The 16,586-nt window shown below is 70.0% G+C and carries 14 protein-coding genes; 12 read left to right on the forward strand and 2 right to left on the reverse strand.

All coding sequences use genetic code 11. The features are described 5' to 3' along the window. Positions 1–49: 49 nt before the first annotated feature. The 12 genes from CFW40_RS19115 (at position 50) to CFW40_RS19170 (ending at position 14,183) form a co-directional block, all read left to right on the forward strand. Positions 50–583 carry a PH domain-containing protein gene (locus tag CFW40_RS19115; RefSeq protein ID WP_088799041.1) on the forward strand — a complete coding sequence of 178 codons (534 nt, stop codon included), beginning with the start codon at positions 50–52 and terminating at the stop codon, positions 581–583. Further along, positions 580–2,187: a PH domain-containing protein gene (locus tag CFW40_RS19120; protein WP_088799042.1), complete on the forward strand. Its 1,608-nt coding sequence runs from the start codon at positions 580–582 to the stop codon at positions 2,185–2,187. The genes CFW40_RS19115 and CFW40_RS19120 overlap by 4 nt, the downstream gene beginning before the upstream one ends. A gap of 116 nt (positions 2,188–2,303) precedes the next feature. Beyond that, positions 2,304–3,353, forward strand: coding sequence for an aldo/keto reductase (locus CFW40_RS19125; RefSeq protein WP_088799043.1), 1,050 nt, complete (start codon positions 2,304–2,306; stop codon positions 3,351–3,353). Positions 3,354–3,480: 127 nt separating this feature from the next. Continuing rightward, positions 3,481–4,005: a GNAT family N-acetyltransferase gene (locus tag CFW40_RS19130; RefSeq protein WP_088799044.1), complete on the forward strand. Its 525-nt coding sequence runs from the start codon at positions 3,481–3,483 to the stop codon at positions 4,003–4,005. Positions 4,006–4,014: 9 nt separating this feature from the next. Next, positions 4,015–5,025, forward strand: a complete 1,011-nt coding sequence (locus CFW40_RS19135; protein ID WP_218136793.1) for an NAD(P)-dependent oxidoreductase — start codon at positions 4,015–4,017, stop codon at positions 5,023–5,025. Between the two features lie 20 nt (positions 5,026–5,045). Further along, positions 5,046–6,326: an activator-dependent family glycosyltransferase gene (locus CFW40_RS19140; protein ID WP_088799045.1), complete on the forward strand. Its 1,281-nt coding sequence runs from the start codon at positions 5,046–5,048 to the stop codon at positions 6,324–6,326. Positions 6,327–6,335: 9 nt separating this feature from the next. Beyond that, positions 6,336–7,613: an activator-dependent family glycosyltransferase gene (locus CFW40_RS19145; protein WP_088799046.1), complete on the forward strand. Its 1,278-nt coding sequence runs from the start codon at positions 6,336–6,338 to the stop codon at positions 7,611–7,613. Between the two features lie 20 nt (positions 7,614–7,633). Beyond that, positions 7,634–8,941, forward strand: coding sequence for an activator-dependent family glycosyltransferase (locus CFW40_RS19150; RefSeq protein ID WP_088799047.1), 1,308 nt, complete (start codon positions 7,634–7,636; stop codon positions 8,939–8,941). 3 nt (positions 8,942–8,944) lie between these two features. After that, on the forward strand, positions 8,945–10,234 hold the full coding sequence (locus CFW40_RS19155) for an activator-dependent family glycosyltransferase (RefSeq protein WP_088799048.1): 1,290 nt from the start codon (positions 8,945–8,947) through the stop codon (positions 10,232–10,234). A 9-nt stretch (positions 10,235–10,243) separates the two neighbouring features. Beyond that, positions 10,244–11,521 carry an activator-dependent family glycosyltransferase gene (locus CFW40_RS19160; protein WP_088799049.1) on the forward strand — a complete coding sequence of 426 codons (1,278 nt, stop codon included), beginning with the start codon at positions 10,244–10,246 and terminating at the stop codon, positions 11,519–11,521. 20 nt (positions 11,522–11,541) lie between these two features. Next, complete coding sequence (locus CFW40_RS19165) at positions 11,542–12,813, forward strand: activator-dependent family glycosyltransferase (RefSeq protein WP_088799050.1); 1,272 nt, start codon at positions 11,542–11,544, stop codon at positions 12,811–12,813. A gap of 98 nt (positions 12,814–12,911) precedes the next feature. Beyond that, the gene (locus CFW40_RS19170; RefSeq protein ID WP_088799051.1) at positions 12,912–14,183 is read left to right on the forward strand and encodes an activator-dependent family glycosyltransferase; all 1,272 of its coding nucleotides are present in this window, start codon (positions 12,912–12,914) and stop codon (positions 14,181–14,183) included. Positions 14,184–14,263: 80 nt separating this feature from the next. Here CFW40_RS19170 and CFW40_RS19175 read toward each other — a convergent pair whose 3' ends face one another. Together CFW40_RS19175 and CFW40_RS19180 are read right to left on the reverse strand one after the other, a co-directional pair. Continuing rightward, positions 14,264–14,956, reverse strand: a complete 693-nt coding sequence (locus CFW40_RS19175; RefSeq protein WP_176956452.1) for a hypothetical protein — start codon at positions 14,954–14,956, stop codon at positions 14,264–14,266. Positions 14,957–15,067: 111 nt separating this feature from the next. Next, the gene (locus tag CFW40_RS19180) at positions 15,068–16,207 is read right to left on the reverse strand and encodes a sensor histidine kinase (RefSeq protein ID WP_256331390.1); all 1,140 of its coding nucleotides are present in this window, start codon (positions 16,205–16,207) and stop codon (positions 15,068–15,070) included. Positions 16,208–16,586: the final 379 nt, after the last annotated feature.

A 16,586-nucleotide genomic window follows, 5' to 3' on the forward strand; every position in this document is an offset into this window, starting at 1 on the left:
CCTGTCCGGATCCTCGTGGTGTCGGAGAGGGGCGGTGCAACATAGCGGCATGACTGGAGAAGAGGTGCCGCATTTGGCGCTGGCGACTGGCACCGACCGGCCCCATATCCGCCCGCCCCGCAATCGTGTCGAACGACGGGCCATTTGGTGGTGGACGATTCGTGTCGTCCTGTCCATGGTCATCGTTCTCGGTGCACTGGGAATGACGTATGGGCTGTGGCCGGAGTCCCGGCCCTGGGTCGGTCCGGTCCTCCTCGTCATGGCGATCGGCCATGTGGTGACCGGGGCAGTCATGCCGCGTTGGCGGTATCACGTCCACCGCTGGGAGAGCACCGACCACGCGGTCTACGAGCTCAAGGGCTGGCTGGTACGGGAATGGCGGATCGTCCCCATCTCTCGTATTCAGAGCGTCGATGTGGCCCGCGGGCCGGTGCAGCAGTGGCTCGGTCTGGCCACGCTGCGGGTGGTCACCGCCTCGATGGAAGGCCACATCAAGATCGTCGGCCTTGACGCCGAGGTCGTGGCGCGCACCGCCGCGGAGCTCACCGCGATCACCCAGGCCACGCCGGGAGACGCGACATGACCTCCCTGGACGCCGTGGAGCACGACGCCTGCGGGCAGCAGCCGGCCGACCACGACGTGCCCTGGGAGCGCCTGAACGGGCGGCTGATCTGGGTCAATCTGGTGCGGCTCCTGCTGTCCCTCCTGCCGACCGGCCTGTCGATGCTCATCTTCGGCGCCGGGCGGCGTATGCCGGATCTGTGGCCGGCGATGGTCGCGACCGGGTTCGGCGTGTTCATCAGCGTCTCCGACGTCGTGCGCTGGCTGCGTACCCGGTACCGGGTCACCGCGGACCTGGTCGAGATCAAAACGGGCCGTGTCATGCGGGTCTACCGCCAGATTCCCCGGGAACGCATCCGCGCGGTCGACCACAAGGCGAAGCTGCGGCACCGGGTCGCGGGACTGCGCGTCGTCCTCATCAGCTCCGGCAGGACCCGGCCCGCCCTCAAACTCGACGCGGTCTCCAAGGAGATGGCCGAGGCGCTGCGCCGCGAGCTGATGCGCGGCAAGGCGGACGCCGAGGCCGAGGCCGAGGCACAGGGCGCCGCGGCCCAGGAGACCCTGATCTCGCAGGTGCGCTGGTTCTGGATCTTCTACAACGCCATCAACATCTGGGGGGTGCTCGTCGGTGGTCTGATGCTGTGGAGCCTGGATTCGCTGCTGGATCTGTTCACCGTCGACCTGATCGGCGCGCTGGACCGGGTGATCGGCCGGTTGGTCCCTGAGGGCCCGGGCACCTACCTGCTGTGGGTCGTGATCGCGGCCGTTCTCGGGACCGGCACCCTGACGAGCGGTTTCATCAAGGAGAACTGGCACTTCCGGCTCGTCCGGAGGGTCAAGGAGGACGGCACCGAACTGGTCACCCGGCAGGGCCTGTTGTCGACCCGGGAGGTGCACCGCGACGACCGGCGGCTGCGGGGCGTCCACCTCAGCGAGCCGTTGTTCTGGCGTTGGATCCGGCTCACCGAGACGACCGTCATCTCCACCGGGCTCGCCAACTGGTCGCTTTCCAGCGAACCCGCCAGCTCCATCCTGCCGCGCGGGCCCGTCGGCGAGGCCCGGCGGGTGGCGGCCCTGGTTCTTCCCGGCGACGTCCGGCCGCTGGAGGCACCGCTGCGCCGCCACCCGTCCGCGGCGCTCTACCGGCGGCTGTTGTGGGCGGCGGCGTTCTGTGCCGTGACCGCGGGGCTGCTGGCCTGGCTGGGAGCCACCCGGGCGGTGCCGGCATGGATCTGGGTGATCCCCCTGTGGGCGTTTCCGGTCACCGCCGGGCTGGCGCTGATCGCCTTTCGCGCGCTGGGACACACCTTCGTCGGCCAGTACCTCGTCATGCGGCACGGCCTGTCGCGGCGGCAGACCGCCGCCCTCCAGCGGGAGGCCGTTCTGGGCCTGAAGGTCCGCCAGTCGCTGGTGCAGCGATGGCTGGGCCTGGTGAGCGTGGGCGTGCCGACCGCGGCGGGGCTGCGCTTCTATCAGGCCCCCGATATGAGGGTCGAGCAGTTCATGACGTTCGCCGGCGAATCCGTCCCTGAGCTGATCGCCGAGTTTCTGCAGTCCGCGCCCGACGAGAAGGCGGAAATTAGTGCGCCGCGACGGCTCCCGGACCGCCGACTCGATGAGGAATGATCTCAAGCGGCGCTCTGCCCCCGGACAAATTCCGATGTGCGCCGCGGGAAAGGTCGTTGTGGCCTTTTCCGGCAGCCCATGAATCGTCGGCGCCGGACATTTTGGAGTACATATAGATGTGGGAGACCAAACTGGCCGACGGTTTTTCTGTGAGTGCGCTCGGCCTGGGTTGCAGTTCAATGTCCTATGGCTACGGGTCCGGTCAGCGGGACGACGAAGAATCCACCCGGGTCATACACCGGTCCCTGGACCTCGGCGTCAATCTCTTCGACACGGCTGATGTGTACGGGCCCTTCACCAATGAGGAACTGCTCGGCCGCGCGCTCGAACACCACGGACACGAGGCGAACATCGCGACCAAGTGCGGGCTGATCGCGCAGCCGGACGGCAGATTCGTCCGTGACGGCCGCCCGGAGCATCTGCGCCGGGCTTGCGAGGCGTCGCTGCGGCGGCTGCGGACCGACACCATCGACCTGTACCAGCTGCACCGCGTGGACCCCGCTGTCCCGCTCGCGGAGACCTGGGGCGCCCTCGGTGAACTGGTCACCGAGGGGAAGGTCCGGGCCCTGGGGATCTCGCACGCCACCTGCGAAGAACTCGACCAGATACACGCCATCTTCCCGATCACGACGGTGCAGTACGAGCTGTCGGTCTGGGCGCCGCAGAGCAAACGGGACATCCTGCCGTGGTGCCGGCGCAACGGTGTCGGCTTCCTCGCCTTCGCCCCCATCGGACGCGGCTTCCTCACGGGCAAGGTGTCCCACGAGCGGCTGCACACGGGCGATTCCCGGGTCCGCGACCCGCGATTCCGGGCGGAGGCCATGCGCTCCAACGGGGTCATCCTCGACGGCCTGCGCGAGGTCGCCGCCCGCCATGACGGCGCCACGGCGTCCCAGGTGGCCATCGCCTGGGTGCTTGCGCAGGGCCCGGGTGTCGTCCCGATCCCGGGGACCCGGCACCTGCGCTGGCTGGAGGAGAACGTGGCCGCGGCGGAACTGCGGCTCACGGACGCCGACCTGAGCCGGCTGGAGAGCCTGCCGGCGACGGTGGGGGAGATGTGCTGGGACAGCGTCCGGGCGGAGTACCCGAGCCGGACGGACATACGGGAAGCGACGGGCGTGCGCGAGAGCGCCGGCCCGGGGGACGAGAGGGCGGGCGGCGCCTGAACGTTGCCCCCGTAAGGCTCATCCACCGACCGATTGGACGACTACCGTGCTCTTTCCGCACATCACGTCCCGCCGCCTTGCATTCCGTCCGGCATCCACCCGGCATCACTCGGAGCTCATCCGTACGATGCTGCGGACCGGAATAGAAAACGTCAGTCCCACCGCCCGGTCGAAGAATCGTGACCTGGCCAAGTGTGATGCCGCTTTTCTCGTCACCCGGCGCGGCGACGGAGAACTGCTGGGATTCAGTACGTTGCATGCTCTCGACCCCGCCGGGCATGTCAGCGCCGGCGTCTATCTGGACCCCCAACGCGCCCGGCTCGGTGTGGGATCCGAGGCGATCTATTTGACGATCAACTATGCCTTCGCCATGTTCGACGTCGATAAGGTGATTGCCCAGACCACCGAGGCCACATTCGGCAGCGTCGGACTGAATTCCGAGAAAAGCGCGGCCACCGGAGTGCTCCGCGACTATCTCTACTTCCGCGGGCGGCACTGGGACCTGCACACGTTCCAGACCGTACGCAGCGAGTGGGAGCGGCATGTCGACGGCGCACTCGGCGACGTCCTCGGGCCGCGGCTGAGCTGGCGCGCGGACCCGAACCTGCCGTCCGCGGCCTGCCCGCCCGCCACGAACCACAACGGGATTTGAGGAGAACCAGTGCCAGGTCAGGGAACCGGACAACTCATCACCGTCCTCGGTGCCTCGGGCCTGCTGGGCACGGCCATCAGCAGGGAGCTCGCGAGCCGGCCCGTCCGTCTCCGGCTCGTCGGCCGGCGCCCGGTGGCGGTCCCGCCGCGACCCACCGCGGTGATCGAGGAGCGCCGTGCGGACCTCACCGAGCCCGGGGCGGTCGCCGAGGCGGTCGCGGGATCCGATGTGGTGATCCACCTCGTCGCGCACATCTCCGGCTCGGGCACCTGGCGGGTCTCCGACGGCGACACCCTGGCGGAGCGCGTCAACCTCGGCCTGGTGCACGAGGTCATCGACGCGATCCGCGCCCAGCGTCCGGCCCGGCGGCCCGCCCTGCTCTTCGCCGGCTCGCTCTCCCAGTCCGCCCGGGTGCCGGCCGCCCTGGCCGCGAGCGGTACCCAGCCACACGAGCTGCTGACCGCTTACGACCGGCACAAGCTGGCCGCGGAACAGGCGATCGCCGACGCCACCGCCGAGGGGCTGGTCCGCGGCAGCACCCTGCGCCTGCCCACCCTCTACAGCCTGGGCACGGATCCGGTCGACCTCGACCGGGGCGTGGTGGCGACCATGACACGGCGGGCCGTCGAGGGGCAGCCGCTCACGATGTGGCACGGCGGCACGGCCAAGCGCGACCTGCTGGGCATCGACGACGCGGCCCGCGCCTTCACCGCGGCCCTCGACGCGCTGGACGCGGTCGCCGGGCGGGCGTGGGAGATCGGTACGGGTGAACAGACCAGTGTGGCGGAGCTGTTCGCGGCCATCGCCCGGACGGTGTCCCGGCAGACGGGCCGGCCGCCCGTACCCGTGGTGGACAGCACGCCTGCCCAGCACGCGATGCCCACGGACCAACTCGACTTCGTACTCCGGTCACCGGAGTTCCGGAACGTCACCGGCTGGGCGCCGCGTGTGCCTCTTCACGAGGGGCTGGGCCGGATCGCCGGCGCCGTCGCCCGCCGGCACCGCGCCGTCACCGCCTGAATGCAACTCATAGGGACACGATGCGAATACTGTTCACCACCACCCCGGACAAGTCTCTCTTCCAGCAGATGGTGCCACTGGCGTGGGCACTGCGCACGGCGGGCCACGAAGTCCGCGTCGCCGCCCCGCCGAAGTTCGCCGAGGTCATCACGCAGTCCGGGCTCACCGCCGTCCCCGTGGGCACCGACCGCCCCATCTGGCGCCTGCCGCAGCTGAATCCGGAGCGGATGGAGGCGGAGCGCAAGGGCCTGCCCGCCCCGTACAGCGCCGCCGAACAGGCACCGCAGGACCTCGACTGGCAGACGATGAAGGCGGGTTACGCACACGTCGTCCGCCACTGGCACAGGACCGACAACTTTCCGATGACCGCCGACCTGGTGGAGTTCGCCCGGCACTGGCAGCCGGACCTGGTCATCTGGGAACCGCTCACCTACGCCGGCGCGATCGCGGCCAAGGCCACCGGCGCCGCCCACGCCCGGCTGCTGTGGAGCATCGACGTTCTCGGGCTGACCCGCAGCCGCTTCCTGCACCTCAAGGCACAGCAGTCGCCGGAGGAGCAGAGCGATCCGCTCGCCGACTGGCTGGGTGCCTATGCCCGCAAGTACGGCGGTGAGTACACCGAGGATCTGGCCACCGGCCACTTCAGCATTGACCAGTTCCCGCCCTCGATGCGGATGACGGCGGACGTGCGGTACGTGCCCATGCGGTACGTGCCCTACGGCGGCCCCGCGGTCGTCCCCGGGTGGCTGTGGAAGAAGCCGGAGAAGCCCCGGGTCGCCCTCACCCTGGGCATCGCCGCCACCAGTCGCTTCGCGGGCTACATCGCCGATGTCGGGGACATCCTCGATTCACTGGCCGATCTCGACATCGAGGTCGTCGCCACCCTCGCCGAGGACGAGCAGCGCAAGCTGCCGCGGATTCCCGACAACGTCCGGGTCGTGTCGTATGTGCCGCTGCACGCCCTCCTGCCCACCTGCAGCGCGGTGATCAACCACGCGGGTCCCGGCACCTTCCTGACCACGACCCTCAACCCTCTTCCCCAGGTCGCCGTGCCGTGGGACTTCGATGAACCGGAACTGGCCCGGCGCGCGGCCGCGCAGGGTGCCGTCCTGCCCGTCCGCGCCGACCGGGCCACCGGCCCGCTGGTACGGGAGAGCCTGCTTCGCATCCTGCGCGAACCGGCCTTCCGGCAGGCGGCCACGGACCTGAACGCCCAGTTCCTGGCCCTGCCGACGCCCAACGAGCTGGTGCCCCGGCTCGTGGAGCTCACCGCCGAGTTCCGTTCCCCCCGACCCCAGTGAGGCTGACCCATGCGTGTGCTGTTCGCGGCCAACCCGCACAAGAGCATCTTCCAGTACATGGTGCCGCTGGCCTGGGCGCTGCGTACCGCGGGGCACGAGGTCCGCTTCGCCAGCCAGCCCTCGTTCGCCCCCACCATCACCCAGGCCGGGCTCACCGCCGTCCCCGTCGGACGTGACCACGCCAAGCTGTGGGCGGCACGCGCGACCGGGAACGGGTTCGACCAGGGCCGGGCCGGCATCGAGGAGCCCTACGACGCGTTCACCGAACCGGAGAAGGACACCTGGGACTATCTGGCCACCGGAATGGCGCACGCGGTCGCCGACCGGCACCGCCAGGCGGCCTTCCCGATGATCGCCGATCTGGTGGAGTTCGCGCTGCACTGGAAGCCGGACCTGGTGATCTGGGATCCGCTGACCCTTGCCGCCCCGATCGCGGCCAAGGCCGTCGGCGCCGCCCACGCCCGTCTGCTCTTCGGCATCGACATCCATGGCGGTGTCCGCCGGCAGTTCCTGCGTCTCAAGGCGCAGCAGCCGGAGGGGCGGCGGTCGGATCCGCTTGCTCAGTGGCTGGGGGGCTATGCGCGCAAGTACGGCGGGGAGTTCACCGAGGACATGGTCACCGGGCATTTCACCATCGACCAGTTTCCCGGGAGTCTGCAGACCGAGGCGTGCGGGCTGCACTACGAGCGCATGCAGTTCATCCCGTACGGCGGGCCGGCCACGGTGGCGAAGTGGCTGTGGAAGCAGCCGGAGAAGCCGCGGGTGGCGCTCACCATGGGGCTGAGCGCGACGGATGTCTACAGCGGTTACACCATCCCCACCCAGGAGGTGCTGGATTCGCTGGCCGATCTCGATATCGAGCTGGTGGCCACCATCGCCGACGCCGAGAAGGCCAAGCTGCGGCGCATCCCGGACAACGCCCGCCTGGTCCCCTACGTTCCCCTCCACCATCTCGCGCCCACGTGCAGTGCGTTCATCCATCACGCGGGTGCGGCCACTCTCGCCACGGTCGCCCGCCATCCCGTGCCTCATCTGTCCCTGCATTACCACTGGGATCAGCCGATTCTGGCGCGCAAGCTCACCGAGCACGGTGCCGGACTCGCTCTCCACACGACCGAAGCGACCGGCGGGGCCGTGCGCACCGCCGTGCAGCGTCTGCTGGGCGAGCCGCACTTCCGCAGCCGTGCCACCGCCCTGCGCGACGAGACCCTTGCGCTGCCCACCCCCAACCAGCTCGTCCCCCGCCTCGAAGAACTCACCGCCCGGCACCGCGGCACCACCGCCTGACCCCACGGAAAGCAGCAGCCATGCGAGTCCTGTTCACCGCCTATCCGGAGCGGACCCACTTCCTCCTGATGGCTCCTTTGGCCTGGGCGCTGCGTACTGCCGGCCACGAAGTCCGCTTTGCGAGTCAGCCGAAGTTCACCGAGGTCATCACCCAGGCCGGGCTCACCGCCGTACCCGTCGGCCGCGACCGGGACCTGTGGCAGATCCTCTCCAGGGATCCCAGCTGGCTCGGCCAGGCCGACAAGGGCGGGATGCCGCTGCCGTACGACGTGACCGGCAGGGCGCACGAGGACATCACCTGGGAATACCTCAGCCAGGGGTACGCGACGCAGGTCGAGCGCTGGCACAAGACCAGCAATGTACCGATGATCAACGACCTGGTGGAGTTCGCCCGGCACTGGCAGCCGGACCTGGTCATCTGGGAACCGCTCACCTACGCCGGCGCGATCGCGGCCAGGGCCACCGGCGCCGCGCACGCCCGCCTGCTCTTCGGCACCGACATGTACGGGGTGGCCCGCGAACACTTCCTGCGCCTGCGGGCACAGCAGCCGGAGAGCGGGCGCACCGACCCCATGGCCGCATGGCTGGGCGGCTACGCCCGCCGGTACGGCACCGAGTTCGGCGAGGACATGGTCACCGGGCAGCTCACCATCGATCTGGTCCCGGAATGCCTCCAGCACCGCGCCGGCGGCGTCGAGTACCAGCCGCTCCGGTACGTGCCCTATGGCGGCGCCGCGGTCGTCCCCACCTGGCTGAGCCACCCGCCGGACAAGCCGCGGGTGGCGCTCACCCTGGGACTGAGCACCACCGGCCACGGCGGTGAGTACGCCGTCGGCGTGCAGGATGTGCTCGACGCGCTCGGCGACCTGGACATCGAGCTGGTCGCCACGATCGCGGAAGCCGAGCAGCGCAAGCTGGAGCGGATTCCGGCCAACACCAAGGTGGCGTCCTTCCTGCCGCTGGACGCGCTCGCCGCCACCTGTGACGCGGTCATCCACCATGCCGGTTTCGGCACCCTCGCCACCACGGCGCTGCGCGGACTGCCCCAGCTGACGCTGCCCTGGGACAACGACGGCCCGGCGCTGGCCACCGGCGTCAGCGCGATCGGTGCCGGGCTGATGCTGAACCCGAAGGAGACCACCGGCGCGGACGTCCGTGCCGGTCTGCTGAAACTGCTCGGTGATCCGGGATTCCGGCGGGGCGCAGCCGAGCTGCGCGACCGCATGCTCGCCATGCCCGCCCCCAACGACCTGGTGGGCAGGCTGGAGCGGTTCGCGGCCGGGAACAAGGCCCGGGCCGGCGCCCTCGCCGGGCCGATCGGAGCGTGAGCCGTGCGCGTCCTGTTCGTCGCCAACCCCGAGAAGGCACATGTGCTGCCCATGCTGCCGTTGGCGTGGGCACTGCGCACCGCGGGGCACGAGGTGCGGGTCGCCTGCACCCCGTGGTTCGCGGACGTGATCACACAGGCGGGGCTCACCGCCGTACCGGTCGGCCGGGACTACGACCTGTGGGAGCTGCTGCGCCGCCAGATGCACACCCTTCCTGACTGGTCGTACCGGCCGGAGTTCGGGCTGCCCACACCGTACGACGTGGCACACGACCCGTCCCGGGCCGAGTGGAGCCGTCTCAGCGAGGGCTATGCGGAGATCGTGGACCTGTGGCACAAGCCGGCGAGCTTCCCCATGATCGCCGACCTGGTCCGTTTCGCCCGTTCGTGGCGGCCGGATCTCATCCTGTGGGAGCCGCTGGCGATGGCGGCGCCGATCGCCGCGAAGGCGTGCGGCGCCGCGCACGGACGGTTGCTGTGGAGCGTCGATGTCTTCGGCAGCACCCGCGAGCACTTCCGGCGTCTGCGCGACGAGCAGCCGCCGGGCGGGCGGACGGATCCGCTCGGTGAATGGCTGGGCGGCTATGCCCGCATGTACGGCGGGGAGTTCACCGAGGACATGGTCACCGGGCACTTCACCATCGACCAGCTCCCGGCGTCCCTCCGGCTGGAGAGCGAACTGCCCACTCTGCCCATGCGGTTCGTCCCCTACGGTGGACCGGCGGTGCTGCCGACGTGGCTGTGGACCGCGCCCGAGCGGCCTCGGGTGGCCCTGACCATGGGCGTCAGCTCGACCGACCACGGTGCCGGTTACGCGGTCGACGTCCAGGGCGTCCTGGACTCGCTGGCCGATCTCGACCTGGAGATCGTCGCGACCGTCGCCGAGGACGAGCAGCAAAAGCTCGCCCGGGTGCCCGCCAACGCCAGGCTGGTGCCGTATGTGCCGATGCACGCCCTGGCCCCGACCTGCAGTCTGGCCATTCACCACGCCGGCTTCGGGACCCTGCTGACGATGGCGCAGCATCCCGTGCCGCAACTGTTGTTGCCCTGGGACTTCGATGCGCCCGTACTCGGCCGCCGGGCCGCGGAACAGGGCGGCAGCATCGCGATCGAGGCCGATCGGGCGACCGTACCGGCGGTGCGTGAGGCGGCGCTGCGGCTGCTCGGCGAACCCGTTTTCCGGGACCGGGCGACGGTCCTGCGCGACGAGTTGCACGCCTTGCCGACGCCCAACGAGCTGGTGCCCCGGCTCGTGGAGCTCACCGCCGAGTTCCGTTCCCCCCGACCCCAGTGAGGCTGACCCATGCGTGTGCTGTTCGCGGCCAACCCGCACAAGAGCATCTTCCAGTACATGGTGCCGCTGGCCTGGGCGCTGCGTACCGCGGGGCACGAGGTCCGCTTCGCCGGCCAGCCCTCGTTCGCTCCCACCATCACCCAGGCCGGGCTCACCGCCGTCCCCGTCGGACGCCGCCAGAACCCCTTCCGGCTGCTGGAACTGGTCGACCCTGAGCTGATCGCCGCGTCACGTGTCGGCCTGCCCACGCCCTGGAACGTCGTGCAGGACCCGTCGACGGCGACCTGGGAAAGCATGCTCGAAGGCTATGACCTGGTCTCGGGGTCCCTGCGGGAGGACAACTTCCCGATGATCGCGGATCTGGTGGAGTTCGCGCTGCACTGGAAGCCGGACCTGGTGATCTGGGATCCGCTGACCCTTGCCGCCCCGATCGCGGCCAAGGCCGTCGGCGCGGCGCATGCCCGGCTGCTCTTCGGAGTCGACGTCTTCGGCGTGCCGCGGGAGCGGTTCCTGCGTCTCAAGGCGCAGCAGCCGGAGGGGCGGCGGTCGGATCCGCTTGCTCAGTGGCTGGGGGGCTATGCGCGCAAGTACGGCGGGGAGTTCACCGAGGACATGGTCACCGGGCATTTCACCATCGACCAGTTTCCCGGGAGTCTGCAGACCGAGGCGTGCGGGCTGCACTACGAGCGCATGCAGTTCATCCCGTACGGCGGGCCGGCCACGGTGGCGAAGTGGCTGTGGAAGCAGCCGGAGAAGCCGCGGGTGGCGCTCACCATGGGGCTGAGCGCGACGGATGTCTACAGCGGTTACACCATCCCCACCCAGGAGGTGCTGGATTCGCTGGCCGATCTCGATATCGAGCTGGTGGCCACCATCGCCGACGCCGAGAAGGCCAAGCTGCGGCGCATCCCGGACAACGCCCGCCTGGTCCCCTACGTTCCCCTCCACCATCTCGCGCCCACGTGCAGTGCGTTCATCCATCACGCGGGTGCGGCCACTCTCGCCACGGTCGCCCGTCATCCCGTGCCTCATCTGTCCCTGCATTACCACTGGGATCAGCCGATTCTGGCGCGCAAGCTCACCGAGCACGGTGCCGGTCTCGATCTCCACACGACCGAAGCGACCGGCGGGGCCGTGCGCACCGCCGTGCAGCGTCTGCTGGGCGAGCCGCATTTCCGCAGCCGTGCCACCGCCCTGCGCGACGAGACCCTTGCGCTGCCCACCCCCAACCAGCTCGTCCCCCGCCTCGAAGAACTCACCGCCCGGCACCGCGGCACCACCGCCTGACCCCACGGAAAGCAGCAGCCATGCGAGTCCTGTTCACCGTCATCCCGGAAAAGACGATCTTTCTGAGCATGGTGCCGCTGGCCTGGGCGCTGCGCACCGCCGGCCACGAGGTGCGGTTCGCCGTCCAGCCCTCGTTCGTGCCCACCGTCACCCAGGCCGGGCTCACCGCAGTCCCCGTCGGCCGCGACAGCGATGTGTTCCGCATGGCACGGATGAACCCCGAGGAGCTGGCAGCGGCGCGCGCCGGGCTGCACGCTCCCTGGGATGTCGCCGAGGACCCTTCGAAGGCGACGTGGGAGCACCTGCTCAACGGCTACTACGACGCGGTCGAGAAGGGCCACAAGCCGGAGAACTTCCCGATGGTCGCCGGACTGGTGGAGTTCGCCCGGCACTGGCAGCCGGACCTGGTCATCTGGGACCCGCTCACCTGTGCCGGCCCGATCGCGGCCAAGGCCACCGGCGCCGCCCACGCCCGCCTGCTCTTCGGCGCCGATGTCTTCGGCGTGGCCCGCGCACACTTCCTTCGCCTGCGGGCGCAGCGTCCGGAAGGGCACCGCACCGACCATCTCGCCAACTGGCTGGGTGGCTACGCCCGCAAGTACGGCGGGGAGTTCACCGAGGACATGGTCACCGGGCACTTCACCATCGACCAGTTCCCCCGGTGCCTCCAGCTCGAAGCTGACGGCCTGGACTATCTGCGGATGCAGTTCGTCGCTCACAACGGGCCGTCGAGTGTGGCGAAATGGCTATGGGCCGAGCCCACGAAGCCCCGCGTGGCGCTGACCATGGGGCTCACGGCAACCGATCTCTTCGACGGCTACACCATCCACACCCAGGATGTCCTCGATGCGCTGGCCGATCTCGACATCGAGGTCGTCGCCACCATCGCCGACGCCGAGAAGGCCAAGCTGACAAGCGTCCCCGCCAACGCCCGGCTGCTTCCGTTCGTGCCCCTGCACGCACTGGCGCCCACCTGCGCGGTCGTCATCCACCACGCGGGCCCCGGCACGCTCGGGACCGTTGCCCGGCACGGGGTACCTCAGCTGTCGATCCCGTTCAGCTTCGACGAGCCCCTGCTCGCGCGCAAGCTCACCGAGCACGGCGCCGGCCTGGAGCTGCCACACGGAAAGGCCACCGGGCAGGCCATCCGGGAACAGGTGCTGCGGCTGCTCGACGAGCCGGAATTCGGCGCCCGCGCGGGGGACCTGCGTGACGAGCTGCTGGCTCTGCCCACCCCCAACGCGCTCGTTCCCCGCCTGGAAGAGCTCACCGCCCGGCACCGCACCGGCTGACGCACACCGCCGTCACCCGTGCACCGCCGCCACCTGTTGCACCGCCGCCGCTGACAGCCGTTTTCGGCGTCCGGCCCCCGCTGATCGAAAGACACCCCATGCGCATTCTGTTCACGTGCTATCCCGAACGCACCCACTTCCTGCTCATGGCCCCGCTCGCCTGGGCGCTGCGCACCGCCGGCCACGAGGTGCGGGTGGCCTGCCAGCCGAAGATGACCGAGGCCATCACCCAGGCGGGACTCACCGCGGTGCCGGTCGGCAGTGACCGCGACCTGTGGCAGGTCTTCGGCCGGCTCAAGGGCGCAGGGGCACGGCTGAGACCGGGGCTGGCCGAGCCGTACGACGCCGTGGAGCGCAGGCCCGAGGACATCAGCCTGGAATCCCTGCGCGAGGGGTACCGGGTCCGGATCGAGGCCGCGCACAAGATGACCAATGCGCCGCTGGCCGGTGCGCTCGCCGAGTACGCCCGGCACTGGCGGCCCGATCTGGTCATCTGGGAACCGCTGACCTTCGCGGGCGCGATCGCGGCCAAGGCCGTCGGCGCCGCCCACGCCCGCATGCTGATCGGCGCGGATGTCTACGGGATCACCCGGCACCACTTTCTACGGCTCAACTCCGGTCAGCCGCACCGGGAAAGCGACGACCCGCTCGCCGAGTGGCTGGGCGGCTACGCCCGCAAGTACGGCGGGGAGTTCACCGAGGACATGGTCACCGGCCAGTTCAGCATCGACCTGCTGCCACCGTCCCTGCAGGTGCACGCCCCGGATCTGGACTACCGGCCGCTGCGCTTCACTCCGTACGGCGGACCGGCGGTCGTGCCGCGCTGGCTGTGGGAGCCGCCGCGGCGCCCCCGGGTGGCCCTGACCCTGGGCCTGACCGTGAGTGATCACGATCTCGCCTACCCCGTTGACGTCCAGGACATCCTCGACGCCGTCGGCGACCTGGACATCGAGCTGGTGGCGACCGTCAGCGACGCCGTCCGGCAGCGACTGAAGCGGATTCCGGACAATGCCCGGCTGGTGCCGTACGTGCCGATGCAGGCGCTGCTGCCGACCTGCGCGGCGGTCATCCACCACGCCGGAGTGGGAACCCTCACCACCGCGGCGCTCTACGGAGTTCCCCAGCTCGCCCTGCCCTGGGACGTGGACCAGCCGCTGCTGTCGGCGCGTCTGGCTGCGCACGGTGCCGGCCTCACCACGCATGCGACGAGGGCCACCGGGCCCACCGTCCGCGAGAGCCTGCTCCGTCTCCTGGAGGACGAGGCCTTCCGGCGCCGTGCGCACGACCTGCGCGAGGAGCTGGTCGCCGTACCGCATGCCAACAGCCTGGTCCAGGAGCTGACGGAGCGGGTGCCGGCCGGCGCACTGTGACCGGCCCGGCGGCCGGCCCGCGGGGTGGGAGGGCCGAGGGGGCCGGCTGTCCGGCCCCCTGAACACCGGCGGTCCCACGGTCAGCGCTGCAGCGTACGCCAGTACTGCCGCTTGTCCTTGTCGCGCACCACCACGTCCAGCTGCCTCAACTCATCCCGCAGTTCTCGCAGTTGGTCTGACGATCCCGGCTTCTTCAGGAACTGGTCGCGGGCCTTGAGCAACGCGTGCACCTGCGGGGACAGCTTGGGGCTCTCCGGCACCCAGACCTGGAACTCCTTCTCGTGCGGGTCCTCGTCGGCCCAGGAGTAGCCGTGCGCGGTGAATGCCTCGGCGAGGCGGCGGCGGTCCTGGTCGCAGTCCTCCCGGGCCAGCTCCTCGGTGTGGTGGCCGAGCAGGACGAGCTGCTTGCCGGCGCGGAACACCAGGGAGATGTCCGCGCTCGGGATCTCCCGCGACTCTCCCTTGCGGGTGAGCAGCACCCTGCTGTCGGACACACTGACCGACAGCTCACCGAACTTGATGAGCGCGCCCCCGACCAGGCCGATGAAGCCACCGACGGCCACCGCCCCGATGGTGAGCCCGGGTTCGGGGATCGCGGTCAGGAGCTTGGCCGGGCCCTGCATGGGTGCCCAGGGCAGGGTCACCAGCCACTTCGCGAGCAGCTTGAGCAGCCAGCAGAGTCCGGCGCCGATCAGCCCGAAAACGACACAGACGAGCACTTGGCCCCACAGCGGCTCGGAGACCTTCGTGGTCTCGGCCGCCTTCGGATTCATCTCTTTCGGCACAGCTAGATCACTTCCACTCATTGTTCGACCCACGCCGCGTGTGGGCACCTCTTGACATCGGAAAGCTCGTCCGGACCCGCCCTGGGAGAGCCGGCCGCCCTATGACCAGGGCAGCCGTGCTCCGATCTCCCAGCCCCCTTCCCCGGTCGGTCCGTACTCCAGCCGTCCGCCGGCGAGCGCCACTCGTTCGGCGAGGCCTGCCAGCCCCTGCCCCGGGGGTGTACCCGGCGGTTGCGCGGGCCGGGCGCCGGTGGCGGCATTGGACACCTGGACAGTGAGTTGCTCGCCCGCCTTCCCGGTCACCTGGACGGACACGGCGGCCCCGGCGGCGTGCTTACGGACATTGGTGAGCGCTTCCTGGACCACCCGGTAGACCGTCCGGCCTATCAGGTCGGGAACGGCCTCCGGAATGTCCTTGAGCAGCCGCACCTGCATCCCGGCGGTACACGACTCCGCCACGAGCCGGTGCACATCGGCCAGGGTGGGCTGGGGCAGTTCACCGGCCGGGGCCCGCAGTACGGTCAGGACCTCGCGCAGGTCCTGCAGCGCCTGGTGCGCGCTCTGCCGGATCACCCCCGCCGCCCGGGCGACGTCCTCGCTGGGGGCGTCGGGACGGTACTCCAGTGCCCCGGCGTGCAGGCTCAGCAGCGACAGCCGGTGGCCGAGCACATCGTGCATCTCCCGTGCGACCTCTTCCCTGGCCCGCATCTGGGCCTGTTCGGCCCGCAGCCGGGCCTCGGCCGCCACTTGTCGGAGGAGTTGCCGCCGGTGGTGGATGAACAGACCCCACCCGACCGCGGCCCCCTGGACGATGGTTCCGAAGACGAAGAAGTGGAACGCCGACAGGCCGGTGTCGGGGCGTGTGAAGACATCGGAGATGACGGGCAGCAGGCTCGCCGCGTAGAGGATCGCGGTGGTCCGCGGTAAGCAGCGGACGGCGACGGAGAACAGCGCGACGAGCATGGCGCCCGCGACCATCTCGAACACCACGGAGAGGGCGATCAGCACCGAGGCGACCTCCACCGGTTTGCGCCGGCGCAGCCACAGCAGGGCAGAACCGAGGGCACCGGCTATCTGCTCCAGGTACATCCAGTTCAGCCCCGGCTCGGGGGCCGCCGCCCCCCTGCTCTTCGCGGTCGCGACACCGTAGGCCACCGCAAGCAGGAAGAGGGCGGTGTCCACGGTCCAGTCGCGTGGACTCCGCCGGGCGGGCGCGGGAGCGGGCAAGGTGTCGAGCACGTCCGGGACTTTACCCGCGTGATCTCTTCCCGAGGCCGGGACGGACGGTGGACGATACCTTGGTCGGACTGTTGGAGACTTTCGTCTCGGACGGGTCAGGGGAAAGCACCGAAACGTTTGGCCAGGTCTCGCCGGCGGGACAGGAGCACCCTTTCCTGGAGCAGGTCCGGCAGGCCGTTCCGCCCCGGTTCCCGGCCGATGGTATCCGGTGATGCGCCGCGCCAGGTGTTCTGTCGACGGCCGGACCTTTCCGGAACTCCGCACGGATTCCGGGGCGCTCCCCATTCCACGCCACCGATGCAGCTGCTTTCGGCCGGTGACCCGTTTCTGCGAGAGAAGACCGAATTGACGACAGCGTCAGGTACGAATACGGATGCGC

The sequence above is a fragment of the Streptomyces sp. 2114.4 genome (assembly GCF_900187385.1).
Lineage (GTDB): Bacteria > Actinomycetota > Actinomycetes > Streptomycetales > Streptomycetaceae > Streptomyces > Streptomyces mooreae.

Excerpts from the sequence above, each read along its gene's own strand:
- CFW40_RS19125 (WP_088799043.1), top strand. The coding sequence starts at position 2,304 with ATGTGGGAGACCAAACTGGCCGACGGTTTTTCTGTGAGTGCGCTCGGC.
- CFW40_RS19115 (WP_088799041.1), top strand. The coding sequence starts at position 50 with ATGACTGGAGAAGAGGTGCCGCATTTGGCGCTGGCGACTGGCACCGAC.
- CFW40_RS19140 (WP_088799045.1), top strand. The coding sequence starts at position 5,046 with ATGCGAATACTGTTCACCACCACCCCGGACAAGTCTCTCTTCCAGCAG.
- CFW40_RS19165 (WP_088799050.1), top strand. The coding sequence starts at position 11,542 with ATGCGAGTCCTGTTCACCGTCATCCCGGAAAAGACGATCTTTCTGAGC.
- CFW40_RS19145 (WP_088799046.1), top strand. The coding sequence starts at position 6,336 with ATGCGTGTGCTGTTCGCGGCCAACCCGCACAAGAGCATCTTCCAGTAC.
- CFW40_RS19120 (WP_088799042.1), top strand. The coding sequence starts at position 580 with ATGACCTCCCTGGACGCCGTGGAGCACGACGCCTGCGGGCAGCAGCCG.
- CFW40_RS19175 (WP_176956452.1), bottom strand. The coding sequence starts at position 14,956 with ATGAATCCGAAGGCGGCCGAGACCACGAAGGTCTCCGAGCCGCTGTGG.
- CFW40_RS19150 (WP_088799047.1), top strand. The coding sequence starts at position 7,634 with ATGCGAGTCCTGTTCACCGCCTATCCGGAGCGGACCCACTTCCTCCTG.
- CFW40_RS19160 (WP_088799049.1), top strand. The coding sequence starts at position 10,244 with ATGCGTGTGCTGTTCGCGGCCAACCCGCACAAGAGCATCTTCCAGTAC.
- CFW40_RS19170 (WP_088799051.1), top strand. The coding sequence starts at position 12,912 with ATGCGCATTCTGTTCACGTGCTATCCCGAACGCACCCACTTCCTGCTC.
- CFW40_RS19130 (WP_088799044.1), top strand. The coding sequence starts at position 3,481 with ATGCTGCGGACCGGAATAGAAAACGTCAGTCCCACCGCCCGGTCGAAG.